The 17,658-nt window shown below is 70.6% G+C and carries 19 protein-coding genes; 6 read left to right on the forward strand and 13 right to left on the reverse strand.

The window, feature by feature from the left end; genetic code table 11:
- Nucleotides 1-341 precede the first annotated feature (341 nt).
- Together ACYVD5_RS05705 and ACYVD5_RS05710 are read left to right on the forward strand one after the other, a co-directional pair.
- Nucleotides 342-869 carry a DinB family protein gene (locus tag ACYVD5_RS05705; protein ID WP_460999848.1) on the forward strand — a complete coding sequence of 176 codons (528 nt, stop codon included), beginning with the start codon at nt 342-344 and terminating at the stop codon, nt 867-869.
- A gap of 128 nt (nt 870-997) precedes the next feature.
- The gene (locus ACYVD5_RS05710; RefSeq protein ID WP_460999849.1) at nt 998-1,375 is read left to right on the forward strand and encodes a hypothetical protein; all 378 of its coding nucleotides are present in this window, start codon (nt 998-1,000) and stop codon (nt 1,373-1,375) included.
- A gap of 28 nt (nt 1,376-1,403) precedes the next feature.
- On the opposite strand, the gene ACYVD5_RS05715 is transcribed toward ACYVD5_RS05710, so the two are convergent.
- Nucleotides 1,404-2,114 (reverse strand): demethylmenaquinone methyltransferase, encoded by a 711-nt coding sequence (locus ACYVD5_RS05715; protein ID WP_460999850.1) that lies wholly within the window; start codon nt 2,112-2,114, stop codon nt 1,404-1,406.
- Between the two features lie 219 nt (nt 2,115-2,333).
- Nucleotides 2,334-2,783, reverse strand: a complete 450-nt coding sequence (locus ACYVD5_RS05720) for a DUF4229 domain-containing protein (protein WP_460999851.1) — start codon at nt 2,781-2,783, stop codon at nt 2,334-2,336.
- Between the two features lie 380 nt (nt 2,784-3,163).
- On the opposite strand from ACYVD5_RS05720, the gene ACYVD5_RS05725 reads away from it, so the two are divergent.
- The gene (locus ACYVD5_RS05725) at nt 3,164-3,364 is read left to right on the forward strand and encodes a BldC family transcriptional regulator (protein ID WP_460999852.1); all 201 of its coding nucleotides are present in this window, start codon (nt 3,164-3,166) and stop codon (nt 3,362-3,364) included.
- Between the two features lie 127 nt (nt 3,365-3,491).
- The gene (locus ACYVD5_RS05730) at nt 3,492-3,842 is read left to right on the forward strand and encodes a PLD nuclease N-terminal domain-containing protein (protein WP_460999853.1); all 351 of its coding nucleotides are present in this window, start codon (nt 3,492-3,494) and stop codon (nt 3,840-3,842) included.
- Nucleotides 3,843-4,107: 265 nt separating this feature from the next.
- Here ACYVD5_RS05730 and ccsB read toward each other — a convergent pair whose 3' ends face one another.
- The 10 genes from ccsB to ACYVD5_RS05780 all read right to left on the reverse strand — a co-directional run bounded on the left by ccsB (nt 4,108) and on the right by ACYVD5_RS05780 (nt 14,314).
- Nucleotides 4,108-5,211 carry a c-type cytochrome biogenesis protein CcsB gene (gene ccsB, locus ACYVD5_RS05735; RefSeq protein WP_460999854.1) on the reverse strand — a complete coding sequence of 368 codons (1,104 nt, stop codon included), beginning with the start codon at nt 5,209-5,211 and terminating at the stop codon, nt 4,108-4,110.
- A gap of 3 nt (nt 5,212-5,214) precedes the next feature.
- On the reverse strand, nt 5,215-6,942 hold the full coding sequence (gene resB / locus ACYVD5_RS05740; protein ID WP_460999855.1) for a cytochrome c biogenesis protein ResB: 1,728 nt from the start codon (nt 6,940-6,942) through the stop codon (nt 5,215-5,217).
- Between the two features lie 2 nt (nt 6,943-6,944).
- Complete coding sequence (locus tag ACYVD5_RS05745) at nt 6,945-7,787, reverse strand: cytochrome c biogenesis CcdA family protein (protein ID WP_460999856.1); 843 nt, start codon at nt 7,785-7,787, stop codon at nt 6,945-6,947.
- The gene (locus tag ACYVD5_RS05750; RefSeq protein WP_460999857.1) at nt 7,784-8,461 is read right to left on the reverse strand and encodes a TlpA family protein disulfide reductase; all 678 of its coding nucleotides are present in this window, start codon (nt 8,459-8,461) and stop codon (nt 7,784-7,786) included. Before ACYVD5_RS05750 ends, ACYVD5_RS05745 begins: the two co-directional genes overlap by 4 nt.
- 185 nt (nt 8,462-8,646) lie before the next feature.
- Nucleotides 8,647-8,850, reverse strand: a complete 204-nt coding sequence (locus ACYVD5_RS05755) for a helix-turn-helix domain-containing protein (protein WP_460999858.1) — start codon at nt 8,848-8,850, stop codon at nt 8,647-8,649.
- 249 nt (nt 8,851-9,099) lie between these two features.
- Entirely contained in the window at nt 9,100-9,897 is a 798-nt protein-coding gene (locus ACYVD5_RS05760; RefSeq protein WP_460999859.1) for a phosphatase, read from the reverse strand.
- A gap of 295 nt (nt 9,898-10,192) precedes the next feature.
- On the reverse strand, nt 10,193-11,371 hold the full coding sequence (locus ACYVD5_RS05765) for an acetoin utilization protein AcuC (protein WP_460999860.1): 1,179 nt from the start codon (nt 11,369-11,371) through the stop codon (nt 10,193-10,195).
- Between the two features lie 140 nt (nt 11,372-11,511).
- On the reverse strand, nt 11,512-12,306 hold the full coding sequence (proC, locus tag ACYVD5_RS05770) for a pyrroline-5-carboxylate reductase (RefSeq protein ID WP_460999861.1): 795 nt from the start codon (nt 12,304-12,306) through the stop codon (nt 11,512-11,514).
- A 210-nt stretch (nt 12,307-12,516) separates the two neighbouring features.
- Nucleotides 12,517-13,122, reverse strand: a complete 606-nt coding sequence (locus ACYVD5_RS05775) for a dihydrofolate reductase family protein (RefSeq protein WP_460999862.1) — start codon at nt 13,120-13,122, stop codon at nt 12,517-12,519.
- Between the two features lie 256 nt (nt 13,123-13,378).
- Nucleotides 13,379-14,314 carry a proline dehydrogenase family protein gene (locus tag ACYVD5_RS05780; protein ID WP_460999863.1) on the reverse strand — a complete coding sequence of 312 codons (936 nt, stop codon included), beginning with the start codon at nt 14,312-14,314 and terminating at the stop codon, nt 13,379-13,381.
- Nucleotides 14,315-14,591: 277 nt separating this feature from the next.
- On the opposite strand from ACYVD5_RS05780, the gene ACYVD5_RS05785 reads away from it, so the two are divergent.
- Complete coding sequence (locus ACYVD5_RS05785; protein ID WP_460999864.1) at nt 14,592-15,425, forward strand: phosphoribosylaminoimidazolesuccinocarboxamide synthase; 834 nt, start codon at nt 14,592-14,594, stop codon at nt 15,423-15,425.
- Nucleotides 15,426-15,470: 45 nt separating this feature from the next.
- Here the strand turns inward: ACYVD5_RS05785 and ACYVD5_RS05790 are convergent, their stop codons facing one another.
- Complete coding sequence (locus ACYVD5_RS05790; protein ID WP_460999865.1) at nt 15,471-16,469, reverse strand: sugar phosphate isomerase/epimerase family protein; 999 nt, start codon at nt 16,467-16,469, stop codon at nt 15,471-15,473.
- A gap of 251 nt (nt 16,470-16,720) precedes the next feature.
- Between ACYVD5_RS05790 and ACYVD5_RS05795 the strand changes: the two genes are divergently transcribed.
- On the forward strand, nt 16,721-17,338 hold the full coding sequence (locus ACYVD5_RS05795) for a class I SAM-dependent methyltransferase (protein WP_461000036.1): 618 nt from the start codon (nt 16,721-16,723) through the stop codon (nt 17,336-17,338).
- Nucleotides 17,339-17,658 lie beyond the last annotated feature (320 nt).

Consider the following 17,658-nt stretch of genomic DNA (forward strand, 5'->3'; position numbering starts at 1 on the left):
TCCCGCTGCTGGGGCGACCCCCAAGGCGCATTCATCTTGATGGGCCCCTTACGCTGACAAAAACGACGTTCGGCGCATTACCAGGAGAAGTAAGGCACACCTACGTCCGTTTTGTTGGCATTTGTCCTGACTATCGAAATACGGAAAACCCATGGCCACGGCACCCCGAAGACGGCGGCCCGGGATGCGGGTGTAGGCGCGGCCGCGGGGCGGCCGACCCCCGGTGCCGCCGTCGTCGCCCGCCCGCGGCGCCGTACCGGTCGGGCATCCCCCAGCCCCCATTGCGCACGGACGCCGAAAGTCCTTGGGCGCTCGGCGGTGCCCGCTGCCAGAATGCCCGCATGGATACCGCCCCGCTCTCCCTGCTGCGCTGGCAGTTCGAGTTCACCTGGTCGCTGTTCGAGTACCACTTGGAGCGGGTGGAAGAGGACGACTTCCTGTGGGAACCCGCGGCCGAGTGCTGGACAATGCGGCGCAACGCCGAAGGCGGCTGGGAACCGGACTGGGCCGACACCGAACCCGACCCCGTTCCGGCGCCCACGGCGGCCTGGGTCACCTGGCATATCGGCTGGTGGTGGAGCGTCACCCTCGACCACATGCACGGCCGCGCCCCTCGGGAACGCCACGAGATCGCCTGGCCCGGACCGGGCGAACCGACCGTCGCCTGGCTGCGTGACCTGCGCACCCATTGGCTGGCGGCCCTGGACGGCTTGGCCGGCACGGACCTGGACACCCCGGCGCCGTTCCCCTGGCACGACGAACCCGGCATGACGCTCGCGCACACGATCGGTTGGGTCAACGGCGAACTGATGAAGGACGCCGCCGAATTCGGCCAACTGCGGATGCTCCGCGCCGTGTCCGCCGCCTGAGACCGGACGGCCGTATACCTTAGACCTGCGGAAACGTCCGACTCGGCCTCGGCACGGGTAGCGGGCGGACCGTGTCAGCCGGGCAGTGCGTAGACCAGTGCAGGAGCCCGCTGCACTTCGCCGAACGCGTGGGTGAACGTTCCAATGCGGATCCGGCCCATGCGCTCATAGAGGCGGATCGCCGCCCGGTCCTTCTCCAGTACTTCGAGAACCACCTGGGCTGGTTCGCCGCGCCCACCGTCCCCGACGCCGCCGCGATCATGACCGTCACCAGCGACGGAGCGCCCCATCACTGGCTGCTAACCGATGATTCCTGGGGCGGTCTCGGCGAGGACGGGCGCGTCGTCCAAGGCGGCAGGCGGCGGATATGGGACGAGATCGAAGCCGCCTGGAACGAATGGCTGCGTCTGGGGGAACCCGAACGAGACCGGTTTAGCGTGGCCGTCGGTGCCGATGGTGCCCATCTGCGGCTCGACGGCCCGGAGCAGCGGGGTTGGCCGATGTGACCGCTGCCGCCGCGTCAGCAGGGAAGGTTCAGTCGCGGCGGTAGCCGCGGTGCAGGGCGACGACGCCGAAAGTGAGGTTGCGCCAGGCGACGGACGACCACCCGGCGGACTGCATCCGGCCGGCGAGGGCGCGCTGGTCGGGCCAGTCCATGATGGACTCGGAGAGGTACTCGTAGGCCGCGGACTCGGTGGTGACCAGCCGCGCGATCTTCGGCAGGGCGCCCATCAGGTAGGTGCCGTAGATCCGGTCCAGCGCGCCGACCGGGATATGGCTGAACTCGCACACCACCAGGCGGCCGCCGACCTTGGTCACCCGGCGCAGTTCGCGCAGGGCCTGGTCGGTGTCGTTGGTGTTGCGCAGCCCGAACGAGATGGTCACCGCGTCGAAGGTGTCGTCGGCAAAGGGCAGGGCGAGCGCGTCGCCGGCCGCGAAGGTGACTCCGCGGCGCGAGGCGCCGCCGCGCCGCTGGGCGCCGACACGCAGCATGCCCTGCGAGAAGTCGCAGGCGATCACCCGGGCGCCCTTCTTGGCGAAGGACTCCGAGGAGGTACCGGTGCCCGCGGCAAGGTCGAGCACGAGTTCGCCGCCAAGGGCGTCGACGGCCTGCACCGCCGCACGGCGCCATGCCCGGTCCTGCCCGAGCGATATGACGTCGTTGACCAGGTCGTAACGGTCGGCAATGCCGTCGAACATGCTCGCGACGTCGGCGGGCCGCTTGTCGAGCTCAGCGCGGGTCATGGCACCACTTTAGGGCCGCGGCCATACCGGGCCGAACAGGGTCTGCCGCGCCGCGCGCGGCGGGTGGCGCCCGGCGCACCGATGATCATGCGGAAATACCTAACCACTGAAGCTGAGATGGCCATTTCCGCATGATCGCCACCGATCTCGCGCTGGGCCGCCGCTTGGCTCGCGCGCAGTCCGCGCGGCGGCGGTGGTTCGCCCGAGGACGCGGACGGTTCAGCGGGCCTCTTGCGGGGAGCCGCCGGGCAGGGGGCCCTGCTGCCCGCCGTCCGCGTCGTCCAAGCCATCTGCGCCCTCCGGACCAGCTGCCCCATCCGGAACGTCCTGGCTCTCGGCGCTGTCGGCCCGCGCGCCGTCCTGCGGTTCCGCTTCCGGATCGGCCGCGCCGGTGGTTCCGGCCGCAGCAGCGGCCCGCTGGGCGGCGTCCTCCTTGGCAGCGCCGGTTTCCAGGCGGGCGCCGAGCCCGCGCATGCTGCCGATTCCGCGAGCGATCACACCGGACATCGCATCGCGCTGCCGCGACAGCAGCACATAGCTCACCATGCCGCTGATCAGCACCGCCAGCGCTGCGGCGAGCAGCCCTCGGGCCCCCAGTAGGTAGAGAACGCCGAAGGCCACCGCGAACAGCAGCAGGCGCGCTGCGGTGTAAGCGAGGACGCTACGCATGAAAACCGCCTCACAACGGATCATTCGGCAATAGATTGAGGTCTGGGCGAGGCAGCCGGAGCTTCCGAGCACCTGCGCGGCTCGCGTGCGCGTGCTCGCGGCCCGAACTCAATGACAGGGTACGGGCTGGTCACCGGTGGCCTGCCGCACCCCCAGTGCGGCAGGTCGCGCATGCCCCGTCCGGGGCGCCGAACCGATCATGGGATGGGTTCAATCGGACACTCCGAATTGGAGGTTACGTTCCGATCACATATTGCGTACTCGCCCCCAGTTCCTCTCTGTTTTTACGAAAACTAGGGAGGAAACGGACTAACTCATGCACACTAGGGGATCAAACGCCCGCCTCCCCCCAAGTCGACTGGCGGGCCTGAAGGGGGATTGTGAAGGTGGAAAGAGGAAGCGAACGCTTGCTGACCCCCGGAGAGGTGGCCTCCCTGTTCCGTGTCGACCCAAAGACCGTTACACGGTGGGCCGCATCGGGACGTATCAGCAGCATCCGCACCCCCGGCGGCCACCGCCGGTTCCGTGAGTCCGAAGTACGCGCCCTCCTGCACGGAGAACCGACCGAAACCGCACCCTGACCACACGTCCACCCACTCGCCCTATCGCGTCGGAGCCCCCACGGTGGTCCCGCTCCAGTCAGCCACCGGGCTCCTACGTTCTCCGTTCCGCGGCACGTGCGTGGACGATCCCGGATAGGCTGAAACCATGGTGTGGCTCGCTGGCCTAATCACGCTGCTCACGATCGCGCTGTGGGTCTACGCGTTCTTCGACGCGCTCACCAGTCCCGCCGCGGATGTGCGCAACCTGCCCAAGATCCTCTGGCTGATCGTCATCGTGCTGTTCACGCCGGTCGGTCCACTGCTCTGGCTCTTTCTTGGCCGCCCTCGGGAGACCATCGTCCCCGAAGCGGAGGCCACGACCGCTCAGACCACGTCGCTGGAGCACTTGGACCCGTCGGACTTCCACCAGGCGTCCGACCGCGACCAGCCGCTCGGCCCCGACGACGACCCGGAGTTCCTGCGCCGTTTGAACCGACGCATCAACCCCGAGGACTAGCGCGCCGTACGAGCGCCGCGAGCGTACGGCCCGCCCCGATGGGGTGGGCCGTACGCTCGTGTGCGCCGCTGCAGGGCCCCGCAGCGCCTTTGCGACCGCCGCCGCCCTGTCCGCCGCGACCGCGCCCCCGCATCGCGCGGCGTTGCCGCCCCGGCCCCGCGGCCTGCACAGCATGCCAACGGCGCCGGCGGCAAGAGCGACCAACGCACGCGGCGCAGCCCGCACGGCGCAGGCGGTACCAGGGACGGCGCTCGGGCGCAGCCGGTCAGGCGTAGCTGTGCAGGCCGCTGAAGATGTAGTTCACGCCAAAGAAGTTGAAGAGCAGGCAGGCGAACCCGGCCAACCCGATCCAGGTGGCCTTGGACCCGCGCCAGCCCGCTGTGGCCCGGGCGTGCAGGTACGCCGCATAGACGACCCAGGTGATGAAGGACCACACCTCCTTGGGGTCCCAGCCCCAGAACCGGCCCCAGGCTTCGTCGGCCCAGACCGCACCGGCGATGATCGCGAACGTCCACAGCGGGAATGCCAGGATGATGAACCGGTGGGAGACCCGGTCGAGCAGCTCGGCGGCCGGCAGCTTGGCGGCCACGCCGGCCACCCGCTCCCCCGCCGCCCGCTTGAGCTCGGCGCGGCGCGACATCAGATAGGCGACGGCGCCGGCACCGGCCACCATGAACCCGCCGGTGGCGATGATGGCCGCCGAGACGTGGATCGCGATCCAGTAAGAGTGCAGCGCCGGGATGACCGGGCCGGCCTCGCTGTAGAGCCACCGAGCGGCGATACCCAGCAGCAGCACCACCGGCACCAGCACGAACGTGCCCAGGAAACGGGCCTGGTAGCGCACTGCGGCGAAGAGGAACGCGGCCACACTGCACAGCGAGATCGCCACCACGAACTCGAACATGTTGCCCCACGGCCACCGGTCGGCGGCGATGCCGCGGGTGACGATCTGGGCCAGGTTGAGCAGGAGACCCAGGGCGGTGACCACCAGCGCGACCCGGCCCAGCACATGCTGGGCGGCGGTGGGCTCGGGCTCGTCGCGGCGCAGCCTGACGGACAGGTCGTCGCCGTCCGCGGCGGGGCCGTCGCCGGCGTCGAGGTCGAACCCTGCGGTGCCTGCGGGCGCTGCGTAACCGCCGATGGCCGCACCGGATGCGTCCGCGGTCGCCGCCGCGGGTGCCGCTGCGGAGCCGGCCGTGGCCGGCATCAGCCGGTTCGCGCGCAGCCGCCGCGTGCGGCCGTAAGCGGCCTCGATGGCGAAGAGGAACAGCGCGGTCGCATAGACCACGATCATTGCGACGATCAGGTTGTCGCTGATCGAGGAGAGTTGGTTGTCAAGTGCCGTGTCCGCGGCGAGCGTGTGCACCACCGGCTACTCCTTTGCGCCTGTTTCGGTAGCGGGGCCATCCCGCAGCCGGTCTCTCAGCGAGGTGGCGAAACGATGGAACTCCGTGGTCAGTGCGGCGTTCTCACTCTTGCCCAGGCCGGCCACCTCGACGACCGTGCGCCCGTCCCCTCGGGCGCGGGCCCGCACCCAGACCCGGCGCGGCCGCACGAACAGGGTCGCCAGCAGCCCCAGTACGGCCGTTGACGCGGCCAGGAGCACGGGTAGGCGGGCGGGGTTGCTGTTGACCTGCATGCTGATGTAGTCGCTGTAGCCGGTGAAGGTGACCGTCCCGGCGCCGTCGGGTAGATCCCAGGACTCGCCGGGCCGCAGTTCGGGCGAATCGCCGAGCTTGCTCATGTCGTCGGTGTAGAGCTGGTAGACCGACTGCGAGCCGCCGTCGCCCAGCCCCAGGTCGCCCTGGTATCCGGTGAGCGTGACAACGGGGTCGCGGGGCGCGGGGAAGTCGGAGACCAGCTCGCCTTGTGGGCCTTCGGCCGCCGAAGGCAGGAACACCGCGGTGAATCCGAGCTGCTGCTCGCCTGCGTCGGGCACCTTCAGCACGCCGTCGGAGGTGAACGTGCCCTCCTCGCGCGCGATGAAGGGCACCGGCTGGTCGAACACCACGTCGCCCTCGGCATTCTCGACCTTGAACTCGGGCGCGTAGCCGTGGCCGAGCAGGTAGACCTGGGCGCCGTCCACCGACAGCGGGTTGTTGACCTCCAGCTTGTGGTGGCGTTCGGGGGCGCCGGGAGCCGTGCGGTAGGCCAGGTCGGCGGCGAAGGAGGCCGCCTGCCCGGCGACCTTGCCCTCCTTGACGAAGGTCGCCTGGAAGTCCTCAAGGGTGAAGGAGAACGGCTGGAGGTTCTCCTGGTCCACGGCGTTACCGGGGAAGTAGGAGTCGTAGGAGGTCACCGTGTTGGCGAACCCGTCGCCCTCGACCACCAGCATGTTGCCGCGGTAGCCCAGGAAGGACCCCGCGGCCAGCGCGATGAGCAGCGCGAGCAGGGCCAGGTGGAACAGCACGTTGCCGGTCTCGCGCAGGTAGCCGGTCTCGGCCGACAGCGCGCGGGTTTCCGGTGCGGGTGCGCCGGCGGCGGAGCCGGTGGTGGACTCGGCTGCGGAGTCGGCGGCATCGGCGGTGGCCGCGGCCCGGGCGCCGGTGCCGGTTCCCGTCACCGCCGGTATCCCGGTATCGGTCTCGATCCGGTGGCGCCGCAGCAGGGCGCGTGCGCCGCCGATCACCTGTTCGGGCGCCGCCGAGGTGGTGAAGGTCGCCGAGTACGGCATCCGGCTCAGGTTGCGCGGTGTCCGGGGCGGCCGGGCCCGCATGGCGCGGTAGTGCGCCAGGGCCCGCGGCAGCACGCAGCCGGTCAGCGACACGAACAGCAGCAGGTAGATCGCCGCGTACCAGGGCGAGGAGTACACGTCGAAGAGGTAGAACCGGTCCAGCCACGGCGCAAGGTCAGGGTTGTCCAGGAAGTAGTTGCGCACCTGCTCGACGCTCACCCCCCGCTGGGGCAGCATCGATCCGGGGATGGCGCCGACCGCCAGCAGGAACAGCAGGATCAGCGCGGTGCGCATCGAGGTGAGGATGCGCCAGGCCCAGCGCCCCCAGCCCAGCGCGGAGAGCCGGCCGGCAGTGGGCGCGGGATCGGCGGGACGTCCCTGTTCGGCGATGTCCGCCTCGGACGTTGGGGTCTGTTCGGAAGGCACTGCTATATCACCGTCGAGTAGTCGGCCACCCACCGCTGCATGAGCGCGGTGATGTCGGTCCACAGGCCTGTGGCCAGTAGAATCCCCACCACCACGAGCATTGCCCCGCCGGCGATGGTGATGGCGCGGTAGTGGCGCTTGACCCGGTCGAACGCACCCAGTGCACGCCGGTAGAGCAGCGAAGCGCCAATGAAGGGCAACCCCAGGCCCAGGCAGTAGACCAGCGAAAGCAGCGCGCCCCGGCCCGCGCTGCCTTCGGAGAAGGCGAGGGTCTGCACCGCCGCCAGGGTCGGCCCGATGCACGGGGTCCACCCGAGGCCGAAGACCACGCCCAGCAGCGGTGCGCCGGCCAGTCCCGCGCCGGGCATCCGGTGGATGCGGAACTCGCGGTTGAGCCCGGGGACCGCCCCCATGAACATCAGGCCCAGCACGATGGTCACCACGCCCAGGACGCGAGTGACCGGCTCGGCGTAGTCGAGCAGCAGCCCGCCGATCCCTCCGACGAAGACTCCGACGGACACGAACACCGCGCTGAACCCGGCGATGAACAGCAGGCTGCCGGCGAGCATGGTGCCGCGGCGGCGCTGCAGGACCTCGTCGACGGTTGCGGCCGGCGCACCGCCCTCGCCCGGCTGCCCCGCAGCGCTGCCCGCGGCGCCGCTGCCGCCGGCGGTGCGGGCGCGGCGCTGGGCTGCGATGTCGGCTCCGCTCAGCCCGGTGACGTAGGAGAGGTAGCCGGGCACCAGCGGCAGCACACACGGCGACAGGAACGACACGAGTCCCGCGGCCAGCGCCAGCGGGATGGCCAGGAGCAGGGAGCCGTGCAGGACGGTATCGGCGATCATGCGGGGTCCGCGGTGCGGGCGCCGGTGGTGGGCGCGCCGCCGGTGCGGCCGCCCGCCGCGGAGCCGCCGTCCTCGCCGAGGACGGGCTCGACCAGTCCGCTGAGCTCGTTGTAGCCGGTCTCGCCGATGACCCGGGCGGCGATGCGGCCCTGGCGGTCGATGACCAGCGTGCTGGGGATGGCGGCCGGCGGCACGGTTTCGCGGAACGCCTGGGGCACCTTGCCGGGCTGGTCGTAGAGGCTGGGGTACTCGATGTCCTGGTTTTCCTCGAAGGCCTCGGCCGCGGTGGCGTTGTCCTTGATGTTGACGCCCAGGAACGCGAGTCCGTCGTCCTTGTGCTCGGCGTAGATCTCGTTGAGGACCGGGGCCTCGGAGCGGCAGGGGCCGCACCAGCTGGCCCAGAAGTTCAGGACCAGGACCTCGCCGCGGTAGTCGGCCAGGCTGACCTGATCGCCGTCGAGGGTTTCGCCGCTGACCTCGGGCGCGGCAGTGCGGTCGGCGGGGTCGAAAGCGGTGCTGGAGCCGTCGCCGGCAACATAGCGGTCCTCTTCGGAGCCGCCGCCGGAGTCCGATGCCTGTGAGGCCGTTCCCTGGGTGCAGCCGGCGGTCAACACCGCCAGCAACGCCGCGGCGGCTGCGAAGGGGAGTACCCGAGCGCGGGACTTCCAGAGCATCGGCGGAACCTCAAATGGGGAGGTGGCAAGGTGTCAAGTGCGTCAACGACGAAGTGTAGTAGACGCTTTGGCACCGCCACGGGCACCCCGACCCCCAAGGGGACCGGGGCCGCCGCAGCCCTGAGTACCGCGCTCACCCGCGGGGCGATGGGGTGGCACCGCCCCCGGGGTAAGACCGCCGGTTGCTATCCCGCTTCTACGAAAGCCTCGCGGAGGTAGTCCTGCACGGCACGTTCGGGTACGCGGTAGGAGCGCCCCACGCGAATCGCGGGGAGCGCGCCCGAATGGACCATTCGGTAGACGGTCATCTTGGACACTCGCATGACCGTGGCAACCTCGGCCACGGTCAGGAACCGGACCTCGTCGAGAGGAGCCTTACTCCCGTTCATCTTCCGCCGCCCTCACTTCCGGACGTGAGCGTGGATGTCCCTGCCTCTGCCATCCGGAGCGGCGAAGCGGTCGCCGCCCCGGCGTGTCGTTCGGTAACTGCTGGCACGTCCGTTTTCAGGGTAGAACCGGGTTCACGGCATTGAAAGGCCGGTTTTGCTGTCCCTGCAGCTACATGAGTGCCGCGGGTCGCCTGAGGTTTAGGAAGTGGGTATAACCGGCTCGGCTTAGGTGGCGGGCTAGGCGGCGAGCTAAGCGAGCCCGGCTCTGGCCAGCACATATGCGGCCATGGGCTCGTACTCGGGCGGGGCATAGCCGTCGTCCAGCGGAACCGTGACCAGCAGCTTTCCCTCGTATTCGGCCAGAAACAGCGCTGGATCGTTGCAATCCGCAAAACCGATCGTCGGCACACCCGCCTCACCCGCCGCACCGGCGAACCCGTGATCGGCGATGACCAACTGCGGCCATTGTTGGGATTCATCGGCGAGGGTCTGCAGCGCCGCCCGCATGGCGAACGGGTGGTGGCTGTGCCGCGCGCTGCCGCCGTCCATCACAAAGCCCACACCGTCCTTCCACACCAGCACCCGGCGGTTGGGCGGGTGCTCCGTGGCGACCTCGTAGGAGTAGCCGGCGGCGGCGGTGACGACCTCGCAGCCGCGTTTCTCCAGCGCCGTTTTCCAGGCGCGGTAGGTGTCCGTGAGGTTCTTGGGGTGCCCAGTGGCGAACATCACACGTTCGCGGCGGCTCGCGGCCTCGGCGAGGCGGTCGGCCACCGCGTCGAGCGCCTCGACGGTGCGGTCGGGGTCGATGGTGTCGATCCCCCATTGGTGGGCATCGTCGGCGACCACGCCGCAGCGCTTGGCCATCAGCGCGAGCACCTCGTCGAACTGCCACTCGTGCCCGAAGGTCAGCCCGAACTGGTAGTAGGGGTCCTTGTGGCACAGCCGCCGGTAGTGCCGCAGGTTGTTCTGCCGCGGCGTATCGACGTGCCCGGCGATTCCGGTACGCACGAGATAGGCGACGAGCTCTGCGCGCGATGGCGGCGTCACCAGTGATCCCCTTTCCCTCAACCCGGTGGCCCGGTGATGGCGGCGGCCCCTTGGTGCGGACGCCGGCCTGCACGGTCTAAGGAGGCGTCATACCCTTTTCATGACATATTCAACTTTGAGGCTTGCTAACAGTCCGGCATGCTCGCAGGCGCGCCGCTCCGGTTTCGGTCCAGGCTTAATCGGCGGCGCTTGTCCACCCGAAACCCGCCACCGCGGCAGTGCCGACAGGTCCGGCAGGTCCGCCGGCTCCCGGCGGCCGCGCGGCGCCGGCGCACTGCGCGGCCGGGACCGCTGCCTAGAGGCTCGGGTCCATCCCGTGGCTGGGGAAGACCGCGCGCCGAGTGGCCTGGATGGCCTGGTCGACGGGGTCGTCGGGATCGAACCCGTCCTCGAACGGAGTGACCTCGACGGTGCGGCCATCGGTCATGTACAGCGGCGGGACCTCGCCAGTGCGCTCGCGGACGAAGCCGCGCCAGGACTGCGGGGTCTCGCGGTCGGGGTCGAGTTGCCGCCCCGAGGCCTCGGCCAGCAGGTGGGTCCAGGCGCGCGGCACCACTTGGACGAGCTCGTAGCCGCCCCCGCCCAGCACGACCCAGCGACCGCCCGCGGTCTCCTTCGCCAGCCGGTGCAGTGCCGCGTAGGTACGCCGCTGGCCGTCGACACTGAGCATCAGATTGGCCAGCGGGTCCAGCGCGTGGGTGTCGGCGCCCTGCTGGGTGACCAGCACCTCGGGCTGGAACTCGCGCAGCAGCGGCGGCACCACGGACTCGAACGCCCGCAGCCAGCGGGAGTCGTTGGTGCCGGCGGGCAGTGCCACATTGACCGCGTAGCCCTCGGCCCCGGCCCCGCCGGTCTCGGTGGGCCGGCCGGTGCCCGGGAACAGGGTGGCCGGCGACTCGTGCAGGCTGACGGTCAGCACCCGGGGATCGTCGTAGAACATGGTCTGCACGCCGTCGCCGTGATGGACGTCGACGTCGACGTAGGCGACGCGCTTGGCGCCCTGCTCCAGCAGCCAGGCGATGGCCAGCGCCGGGTCGTTGTACACGCAGAAGCCCCAGGCATGGCCGGGCATCGCGTGGTGGAGGCCGCCGGCGATGTTGGCCGCGTGCTCGGACTCGCCGTTCCACACCGACGAAGCCGCCCGCACCGACGCCCCCGCCACCAGCGCGGAAGCGTCGTGCATGTCAGGGAACACCGGGTTGTCGGAGGTGCCCAGGCAGTACGGGTCGTCGGGCTCCAGAGTCTTGCCGGCCCGCTTGACGGCCTCGATGTAGTCGGCGTGGTGTACCAGCCCCAGCAGGTCGTCGGAGGCGGGCTCGATCGGGCTCAGCGCCACGTTGGAGCGGTCGAAGATTCCGTACTCGCGGGCCAGCGCCATGGTGAGTTCGACCCGCACCGGGGCCAGCGGGTGCTGCGGGCCGAAGTTGTAGGAGGTCAGTGCGTCATCCCAGGCCACGTGCAACGAACAGGCCATGTGCCCCTCCCGCCGAGCGGATCGTGTAGAGCGCGGGTGTGTGGGGGGTCACCCGTCGTATCCCAGCCTAGTCAACGGCGGCGGCCGGCTGCGGCGCCGGGGGCGCCCCGGCCGCGCCGAACCGCCGACCGCCGCGCGGTTCAGACCTCGGAAAGCCGGCGGCTGCGTTCGCGCGCCGCCTCGATGGCATCGGTGAACGCGGTGCGCACGCCGTGGCGCTCCAGTTCGCGTACTGCCGCGGCTGTGGTGCCGCCGGGCGAGGTGACCGCCTCGCGCAGCACGACCGGGTGGGCGTCGGGGTCGTTGAGCATGGCCGCAGCGCCGCCGATGGTCTGGGTGACCAGTTTCTGGGACGCAGCGCGGGTCATGCCCATGGCGACACCGGCCTCGATCATGGTTTCGGCGATGAAGTAGAAGTACGCCGGGCCGCTGCCCGAGATGGCGGTGACGGTGTCCATGTGCTGTTCGGGCACCCGCACGACCTCGCCGACCGAGCGCAGCAGGGACTCGGCGTGGTCCAGCTGGTCGTCGGAGGTGTGGGCGCCGCCCGAGACAGCGGTCATGCCGCGGCCCACCAGTGCCGGTGTGTTGGGCATGGCCCGTACCACCGCCACCCGGCCGGACAGGTGTTTTTCGACCAGCGAGGTGGTGACCCCGGCCGCGATCGAAATGACCAGGGTGCCGGAGGCGAGGTCGCCGTCGAGCCGGTTCAGGAGGTCGGCCATGTCCTGCGGCTTGACCGCCAAGACCAGGGTGTCGGCTCGGCCGGCGGAGGCCGACAACGGGACCACCGCCACGCCGTAGCGTTCGCGCAGTTCCGCGGCCCGTTCCGGAACGGGCTCGGTGACCAGCACCTGGGCGGGTTCGTACCCGGTGGCCAGCAGCCCGGCGAGCAGCGCCTCGCCCATCTTGCCGCCGCCGACGATCGCGATCATGACTTCACCCCATAGTTTTTACGTTTACCCAACGCTATCGGGGCGGCGCTGTGTGCCGCACCACCGGGCGAGCGCCTGTGGACGGGTGGGCACGACGACGCGGGCGGTGCCCGGCCCCCTTGGTTGGCACAGCCGTTTCCATGGCCCGCTCCGCGCCCGCCGGCCTGGCGGCGGTCGGGACCGGCGGACGGGGCAGCGGACGGGACGGCGTCACGCAGGGGCGCCGAGCGGCGGGTGCTCGAGCACGCGGGGCTTGTACTCGACCAACTGGATGCGGCCGTCGAAGGTGCGGTGGTCGATCATCTCCAAGGCGACGTCCGGATAGCCGTCGTAGATGCGTTCCGCGCCGGTGGCCCCGGTGATCACCGGGAACATCACGACCCGGAAGCGGTCGACGAGTCCGGCCCGCAGCAGGGACCGGCACAGGCTCAGGCTGCCGATCGTGCTGAGGGGCCCGGAGCCGCTCGACTTCATGGAGCGGACCGCCTCGACGGCGTCGTCGCGGACGAGCGTGGTGTTGGCCCACGCCAGTGGCTCCTCCAGTGAGGAGGAGAACACCACCTTGGACGCTTGCGTGAGCTCGTCCACGGACGCCTCTTCTTCGGCCCTGAACTCGTCTTGGCCATTGGGGACCTCGCCGGCGGCGAAGCCCGACATCTGGCGGTAGGTGTTCGCGCCCATCAGGTAGGTGGCCTCGGGCTGCTTACCGTCCCAAGCGAGGTACTCCGGCCCCTCAAGGCCCCACCACCCGGGCCATCCCTCTCCCGATGCGTAGCCGTCGAGGGAGGTGATGAAGTCGACGAGAAGCTCCGACATTGCGGTGTCCTTTCCTAGGGTGTCACGAGCTTTGACCGGCCGGGAGCCGCAAACTCATCGGTCGCGCCGCGACGATCCCCACCCGTGCGATCTCTGAAAAGGCCGGCCGCATTGGCCGTGGGCACAACAATGCCGGAGGTGCCGGGGGACCCCTTATTTCAAGTCAACCCGACACCACCCCCACACCACCAGCCCGATCCGCCGACCTGTGGAAACCCGCGCCGCGCCCGCCCCGGCAGCACCCGCGGCACCCCGATCAGCCGCGGCCCAGGACCGCCCGCGCCGCAAAGGCCGCATTGGCCGGGCGCTCGGCCATGCGCCGGACCAGGTAGCCGTACCAGTCGCGGCCGTAAGGCACGTACACCCGCATCCGGGCGCCCAGGTCGGCGATGCGCTGCTGCTCGTCGGGGCGGGCGCCGTAGAGCATCTGGTACTCGAAGTCGTCGTAGGTGCGTCCGTACCGGCGGGCCAGGGTGGTGGCGATGTCGATCAGCCGCGGATCGTGCGTGGCGACCATCGGGTAGGCCTCGCTGTCCATCAGCCGGCGCAGCGAGCGGACATAGGCGGCGTCGACGTCGCGGCGCTGGGTGAACCCGGTGCCGGGGTCGGGGGCGTAGGCACCCTTGCACAGCCGCACCCGCGAGCCCTCACCGGAGGCCATGGCGGCGGTGTCGCCATCGGTGCGGTGCAGGTAGGACTGCAGCACGCAGCCCAGCCAGGGGTACTCCGAGCGCAGCGAGGCGACCAGGCGCAGGGTCGGGCCGACGTGCTGCTCGGCCTCCATGTCGAGGGTGACCGCGGTGCCGGCTTCGGCGGCCGCGGCACAGATCCGGGCGATGTTGTCAGCGGCCAGCTCCGGGCCTTCGTCGCCGAGGGCCAATCCGACGGCGGTCGGTTTCACCGATACCTCGGCGGCGGAGGTCAGCCCGGCATCGGCCAGCAGCCGCAGCAGGTACAGGTACTCCTTGGTGACATCGCCGGCCTGCGCGGGGTGCCCGATGTCCTCGCCGAGGTGGTCGATGGAGGCCAGCAGCCCGCGTTCGGCCAGCTCCCCGGCAACACGCACCGCGTCCTCGGCGTGCTCTCCGGCCACGAACCGGTTGACGATGCCGCGGGTGAGCCTGCTGCCCGAGACGATCCCGCGCAGCCGGTCGCTGCCCGAGGCCGCCAGAAGTGTCTGCCGCAGAGCCATCCCGCACTCCTCACTCGCCGGTTCGCGCCTTGCCGCATTGTCCTACCCTCCTGCCCGCCGGAGCCGCGAATGCACACCCGCGGCGGGCTGCATCAGAGGCTACGCCGCGGCAACCCGCGCCTGCCGGGACCGGGCCCGCAGGTGCCCGGGCCGCCGTCCGGCCTGGCGCGGAGCGATGAAGTAGGGTTTGTCGTCGTTCCGCCCAGCGGCGGCCCGGCGGCCCGCGGGCTGCGGCGGCAGCGGGGGCACACCATCCAGACCAAGGACACGCACAGCCATGGAACTCGTCCACTCCGGCAAGGTCCGCGACGTCTACGCCGACGGCGGCGACCTGGTCCTCGTCGCCTCCGACCGCGTGAGCGTCTATGACGTGGTCCTGCCCACCCCCATCCCCGACAAGGGCCGCATCCTCACCCAGCTTTCGCTGTGGTGGTTCGGGCAGCTCGCCGACATCGTGCCCAACCACGTCGTCTCGGCGAGCGATGTCCCCGCCGAGTGGGCGGGCCGGGCGATCCGGTGCCGGCGGCTGGAGATGCTCCCGGTGGAGTTCATCGCCCGCGGCTACCTCGCGGGGCTGGGCCTGCAGGAGTACCGGAAGCAGCAGGCGGTATCGGGCGTGCCGCTGCCCCCGGGGCTGACCGAGGCCTCGCACCTGCCCGAACCGGTGTTCACGCCTTCGACCAAGGCATCCGAGGGCCACGACGAGTACATCACCTTCGACGGCGTCGTCGCCGAGATCGGCGCCGAGACCGCCGAGCGCCTGCGCGAGACCACCTTGCAGGTCTACTCGCGCGGCGCCGAACTGGCCGCCGAGCGCGGCATCATCATCGCTGACACGAAGCTGGAGTTCGGCCGCGCGGCCGACGGGTCGCTGGTCCTGGCCGACGAGGTGCTCACCCCCGACTCCTCGCGGTTCTGGCCCGCCGACCAGTGGCGGCCGGGCCGCCCGCAGAACTCGCTGGACAAGCAGTTCGTGCGCGACTGGAGCAGTACGGTCGCGGGCTGGGACCGCACCCCGCCGGGCCCCGAGATCCCCGCGGACATCGTTGAGGCGACCCGCGCCCGCTACGTGGAATGCTACGAACGGATCACCGGGCAACGCTGGCGGTAGTAGCCCTTGCCCTCACCGCACCCGCCGCTGCGCGGGCCGGCCGGCTCAGGCGCGCCGGTCGACGGTGCCTTCGGCGGACACCGCGAACGTGCGCGGCGGTGCGGCGGCATCGGCGAGCGCATCGGCTTCGGCGGCCGCGGCCGCCTCAGCGGCTTCGGCTGCTGCGCCGGAGCGGTCGGCGTCGTTCAGCAGCGTGGCGCGCTCCCGCACGTGCCCGGAGCCCTCGCTGGCGGGATCGCTGCGGATGCCGGCGAAGTGCAGGCGGGTGAACGCCAGGGCCTCGGCGAGTTCGAGGTGGCGGGTCTCGGAGTCGGCGGCCTTGCGGGTGTTGACCTCAAGCACGATCTGCCCGTCGTAACCGGTGGTGGCCAGGTGTTCGAGGACGGCGGAGCAGGGCTGGGTGCCCCGGCCGGGGATCAGGTGCTCGTCGAAGTTCTGGGTTCCCGTGCCGTCGGTCAGGTGCAGGTGCGACAGCCGGTCGCCGAGCTGCTTGGCCATTTCCAGCCCGTCGGAGTGCGACATCGCCGAGTGGGAAAGGTCGAGCGTGACGTCCGGGTAGCCGCGGTCGATCGGATTCCAGCTCGGGGCGTAGGGGACGACCTCGCGGTCGCGCATCCGCACCGGGTACATGTTCTCGACAGCGAAGGTGACGTCGGTCTCGTCCTGCATCCGGTCGATGCCGGCCTCGAACTCGCGGGCGTACTCGCGCTGCCAGCGGAACGCCGGGTGGACCACGATGGTGCGGGCGCCCAGCGCCTCGGCCATCTCCTTGGACTTCACGAGCTTGCCCCAGGGGTCGCGGCCCCACACGAGCTGGGTGAAGATCAGGCACGGTGCGTGCACGGCGAGGATCGGCACGCCGTGGTAATCGGACAGCCTGCGCAGCATGTCGATGTCCTGGCTCACCGGGTCGGTGGAGACCAGCACCTCGACGCCGTCGTAGCCCAGCCTGGCGGCGATTTCGAAGGCCGCCGGAGTTTTCTCCGGGTAGACCGACGCCGTCGACAGCACAACGGGCGCGTCTGGAACCTGGACGGAGTTCACTCCACTAAGACTATGCGCTGTTCCGGCGGCGTGTATCGCAGGGGCCGGGCCAGAACCGAGCCGGCGGGTCGCCGCCGCGGCGCGCGGGGCGGGCCGCACCGGCGGTGTCCGCGGCGTCGCCGCACCGCGTTGGTCCCGGGTTCATCCCGGTGCTGCCTATCCTTCCTCTGGTGAGAGCAGCACTGGCAGGGGCGGTCCCCAGCCCCAACATCTGGCACAACCCGCAGGTTTACGAACTGGAGAACGAGGCCGTGGACCCGGACGGGGTCATCGACGCGGCCATGCGCGGCGTTCGCGGCACGGCCGGCGCGCACGTGCTCGACATCGGGTGCGGCAGCGGCTACCACCTGCCCGGGTTCGCCCGCGAGGCCGCCCGCGTGACCGGAGTCGAACCGCACGCTCGACTGGCAGCAGCGGCACGGGCGCGGACGGCCGGCGCAGCCAATGTCGAGGTGCGCAACGGGGTGGCCCAACGCCTGCCGGTGCCCGATGCCAGTGTCGATGTCGCCCACGCGCGCTGGGCGTACTTCTTCGGGCCCGGCTGCGAACCGGGGCTGGCCGAGCTGCGCCGGGTCATGCGCCGGGGCGGGGCCGCGTTCGTCATCGACAACGACGCCACCCGCAGCACGTTCGGCGGGTGGTTCCGCCGGTTCCTGCCCGAGTACGATCCCGGAGCCGTTGAGCGGTTCTGGTCGCGGCACGGATTCCAGCGCACCCCGCTGACGATGCGCTGGCGGTTCCGCAACCGCACCGACTTCGAGGCGGTGGTGCGTATCGAACTGTCGCCGCAGGTGGCCGCGGAGGTAATCGCCGAGCACCCCGGCACGGAGGTCGACTACGCCGTCAACCTGTGGTGGCGGGAGTACTAGGGCGTGTTTGGTGGGTCCGTCCGTAGCGAGCGGCGCACTCGTGTGCGCCCCGCGCCCGATGCGCGAAGCGCCGTTGCGGCGCGGGGCGCTGCGATAGGGCCGCCCCTACTCGGCGGGCTTCGCCATTATCGCCGAGCGGGGGCCCGTGCCGCTCTCGCAAGGCCGAGGAGGGAGCCTCCCCTACTGTGCGGGCTCCGCAAGCTCCGCAAAATCGCACAGCGGGGGCCCAGGTGGTTCCCCTTTCGACCGTCCCTAACGGGCGGCTTCGCCATTTTGCCCGTCAGGGGCCCGGAGAACGCCGCGAGAGTGAGAATCCCTAC

The organism is Streptomonospora sediminis, assembly GCF_054778995.1.

Coding starts and splice junctions, on each gene's coding strand:
- ACYVD5_RS05705 (WP_460999848.1), top strand. CDS start 342: ATGGATACCGCCCCGCTCTCCCTGCTGCGCTGGCAGTTCGAGTTCACC.
- ACYVD5_RS05715 (WP_460999850.1), bottom strand. CDS start 2,114: ATGACCCGCGCTGAGCTCGACAAGCGGCCCGCCGACGTCGCGAGCATG.
- ACYVD5_RS05720 (WP_460999851.1), bottom strand. CDS start 2,783: ATGCGTAGCGTCCTCGCTTACACCGCAGCGCGCCTGCTGCTGTTCGCG.
- ACYVD5_RS05730 (WP_460999853.1), top strand. CDS start 3,492: ATGGTGTGGCTCGCTGGCCTAATCACGCTGCTCACGATCGCGCTGTGG.
- ACYVD5_RS05745 (WP_460999856.1), bottom strand. CDS start 7,787: ATGATCGCCGATACCGTCCTGCACGGCTCCCTGCTCCTGGCCATCCCG.
- ACYVD5_RS05750 (WP_460999857.1), bottom strand. CDS start 8,461: ATGCTCTGGAAGTCCCGCGCTCGGGTACTCCCCTTCGCAGCCGCCGCG.
- ACYVD5_RS05755 (WP_460999858.1), bottom strand. CDS start 8,850: ATGAACGGGAGTAAGGCTCCTCTCGACGAGGTCCGGTTCCTGACCGTG.
- ACYVD5_RS05765 (WP_460999860.1), bottom strand. CDS start 11,371: ATGGCCTGTTCGTTGCACGTGGCCTGGGATGACGCACTGACCTCCTAC.
- proC (WP_460999861.1), bottom strand. CDS start 12,306: ATGATCGCGATCGTCGGCGGCGGCAAGATGGGCGAGGCGCTGCTCGCC.
- ACYVD5_RS05775 (WP_460999862.1), bottom strand. CDS start 13,122: ATGTCGGAGCTTCTCGTCGACTTCATCACCTCCCTCGACGGCTACGCA.
- ACYVD5_RS05780 (WP_460999863.1), bottom strand. CDS start 14,314: ATGGCTCTGCGGCAGACACTTCTGGCGGCCTCGGGCAGCGACCGGCTG.
- ACYVD5_RS05785 (WP_460999864.1), top strand. CDS start 14,592: ATGGAACTCGTCCACTCCGGCAAGGTCCGCGACGTCTACGCCGACGGC.